Origin of the sequence: Cellulomonas sp. (assembly GCF_036279715.1) — a bacterium.
Lineage (GTDB): Bacteria > Actinomycetota > Actinomycetes > Actinomycetales > Cellulomonadaceae > Cellulomonas_A.
This window is the reverse complement of the sequence record NZ_DASUIR010000068.1, coordinates 1-3,060: the sequence shown is the minus strand read 5'-3', so window position 1 is coordinate 3,060 and position 3,060 is coordinate 1. Positions and strand designations below refer to the sequence as shown.

Here is a 3,060-nt window from a genome sequence, read left to right as displayed (position 1 = left end):
GAAGTCTTCGTCATTTCGCAGCGCCTCACCGTCCTCGGTCTGGCTCTCTGCGCGAAAGTGCCCCCCACAGGACTCCCGGCGGTGCAGGGCGTCGATGCACATCAGCTCGCCGAGCTCCAGGAAGTCGGCGACCCGTCCGGCCTTCTCGAGCGCCTGGTTCAGCTCCTCGGCCTCGCCGAGCACCCGCACATCGGCCCAGAACTCCCGCCGCAGCTCGCGGATCTTCTCGATGCCCTCCACCAGGCCCTCGTGGGTGCGCTCCATGCCGCAGTGCTCCCACATGATCTGCCCGAGCTCCTTGTGGAAGGAGTCGACCGACCGTGAACCGTGCGTCCGGAGCAGCGTCTGGATCCGGGCCCGCACGCTCGTGACGGCGTCGACGACGACCGGGTGGTCCGCGTCGATCTGGTCGAAAGGCCCAGCGGAGAGGTAGTCGTTGATGGTGTTGGGCAGGACGAAGTAGCCGTCGGCTAGGCCCTGCATCAACGCCGACGCCCCCAAGCGGTTGGCACCGTGGTCGGAGAAGTTGGCCTCACCCACCACGAACAGGCCGGGGATGTTGGACTGCAGGTCGTAGTCCACCCACAGCCCACCCATCACGTAGTGCGCCGCGGGGTAGATGCGCATGGGCACCTGGTAAGGGTCTTCCCCGGTGATCTGCTGGTACATGTCGAAGAGGTTGCCGTACTTGGCGACCACCGCGGCCCGCCCCAGCCGCTCGATGGCGTCCGCGAAGTCCAGGTAGACGCCCAGACCGGTCGGACCGACACCGCGCCCCTCATCACAGACCCTCTTGGCTGCCCGTGAGGCGATGTCGCGCGGGACCAGGTTGCCGAACGCGGGGTAGGCGCGCTCCAGGTAGTAGTCGCGTTCGCTCTCCGGGATCTCCCGGGGGTCGCGGGTGTCGGCCTTGGCCAGGGGAACCCAGATCCGACCGTCGTTGCGCAAGGACTCGGACATCAGTGTGAGCTTGGACTGGTACTCGCCAGAGACCGGGATGCACGTGGGGTGGATCTGGGTGTAGCAGGGGTTGGCGAACAGGGCTCCCTGACGGTGGGCGCGCCAGATCGCTGTCGCGTTGCAGCCCATGGCATTGGTGGACAGGTAGAAGACGTTGCTGTACCCGCCGCTGGCGAGCACCACCGCGTCGGCGAGGTGGGTCTCGATCTCCCCGGTGATCATGTCGCGGACGACGACGCCCCGGGCGCGACCCTCGACGACGACCAGCTCGAGCATCTCGTGACGGCTGTACGTCGTGACGGTCCCCGCAGCGATCTGCCGCTCGAGCGCCTGGTAGGCACCCAGGAGCAGCTGCTGACCGGTCTGCCCGCGCGCGTAGAACGTCCGGGACACCTGAACCCCTCCGAAGGAGCGGTTGTCGAGCAGGCCTCCGTACTCGCGGGCGAAGGGGACCCCCTGGGCGACGCACTGGTCGATGATGTTGCCGCTGACCTCAGCGAGTCGGTACACGTTGGACTCCCGGGAGCGGAAGTCGCCACCCTTGACCGTGTCGTAGAAGAGCCGATGGGTCGAGTCACCGTCGTTGCGGTAGTTCTTCGCAGCGTTGATCCCGCCCTGCGCGGCAATCGAGTGTGCCCGGCGCGGGCTGTCCTGGAAGAAGAACGACGTGACCTGGTACCCGGCTTCCCCCAGGGTCGCCCCAGCCGAGGCCCCGGCCAGACCGGTGCCGATGACGATGATCTTCAGCTTCCGCCGGTTGATGGGGCTGACCAGGTGGGCGCCGAAGACGCGCGACGACCAGCGGTCAGCGAGCGGCCCGTCGGGGGCCTTCGTGTCGCTGACCGGTTCACCCTCGCGGTACAGCCCGTCGATGAGACCGTCAGCCATCAGTGCTTCTCCTCAAGAGTTCGCATTCACTTCACCAGGCCGAAGAACATCGAGACGGGCGGGGCCAGGAATCCCACGACGACGACCAGAGCGATCACCAGTGCGGTCCGCTTGATGGGGGTCTCACGGGCACGCGTGGACCACCCGAGCGTCTGCACGGCACTCCATATCCCGTGACGCAAGTGCATCCCGAGGGCCACCATCGCCAGGGCGTAGACGACCACGATGTACCAGACCTGGAAAGCTGCAACGAGCCGCTGATAGGGGCTGTCGAAGCTGCCGCCGACCTGGATGGTCACGGTGGTGAACTGCAGCAGGTGGAAGATCACGAAAAGGAGGATCGTGAGGCCGCCCCACCGCATCGTGCGCGACGACAACGTCGCCTGGACCGGCTTGAACGTCACGTACCGGGTGGAGCGCGCGCGGTGCGCCCGCTGCCACAGCACCACCGCGGCCCACACGTGCAGGGCGACCGAGACGATCAGGACGACGCCCATGAGCCACAAGAATCCCGAGCGCGGCAGGATCGGCTCGCCGAACGTGCGCAGGTGCTCGGCGTACCCGTCATAGGCGGCCCGACCTGCGAACGCCTTGAGGTTCCCGTAGCTGTGCGCCAGCAGGAACAGCAGGAACAGCACACCGGTCATCGCCATGACCACCTTCAGGCCGACACTCGTCCGACCAGCCGGGCGCGTCTTCGCGTCCTGGATCATGATGGCCACCTTGCCTCCACTTCGAGGGTAACAACACGGACCGACGACCGACCCGAGGTCGCACTCCACCATCAACACCCGAGGATCTGCCGCCGCCGGCACTGCATGCTCCCACCAGGCGCGGATCAGTCAAACTCGCGACAGGTCCAGGGCCCTTCGTCCTGCGATGCATGAACGTCCTGCGTTGGCTCGGTCGTCCCCGCTGAGTGCCCCGATGACGGGCAGAACCGATCCGTATCGCCGCTCACGGCGCCGCCACAGCCGAGAGTAGCTCCGCCTGCAGTTCGGCGCGGAGGCCCTCCTGGCTCGTCAGCACTGACGCCAAGATCCATCGCGCCGCGCCCATCAACTCCCCGACTGCCGGGGTGCTCAGGCGGTACATCACCGTCGCACCCTCGCGATACGAGCTCACGATGCCCGCCCGACGCAGCACCGCCAACTGCTGGGACAAGTTCGACGCCTCGAGGTCGATCTCCGCCAGCAGCTCACGGACCGGCCG

3 protein-coding genes are annotated in these 3,060 nt (G+C 67.0%); all 3 read right to left on the bottom strand.

Annotation, left to right across the window (positions count from 1 at the left end; translation table 11 throughout):
- A partial coding sequence (locus VFW79_RS07255; RefSeq protein ID WP_329676647.1) for a fumarate reductase/succinate dehydrogenase flavoprotein subunit occupies positions 1-1,848 on the bottom strand: 1,848 nt, incomplete at its 3' end.
- Between the two features lie 26 nt (positions 1,849-1,874).
- Positions 1,875-2,561, bottom strand: coding sequence for a succinate dehydrogenase cytochrome b subunit (locus tag VFW79_RS07250; protein WP_329676646.1), 687 nt, complete (start codon positions 2,559-2,561; stop codon positions 1,875-1,877).
- Positions 2,562-2,805: 244 nt separating this feature from the next.
- Positions 2,806-3,060 (bottom strand): ArsR family transcriptional regulator (locus VFW79_RS07245; protein WP_329676645.1); only part of this gene is annotated, 255 nt, incomplete at its 5' end.

Excerpts from the sequence above, each read along its gene's own strand:
- VFW79_RS07250 (WP_329676646.1), bottom strand. The coding sequence starts at position 2,561 with ATGATCCAGGACGCGAAGACGCGCCCGGCTGGTCGGACGAGTGTCGGC.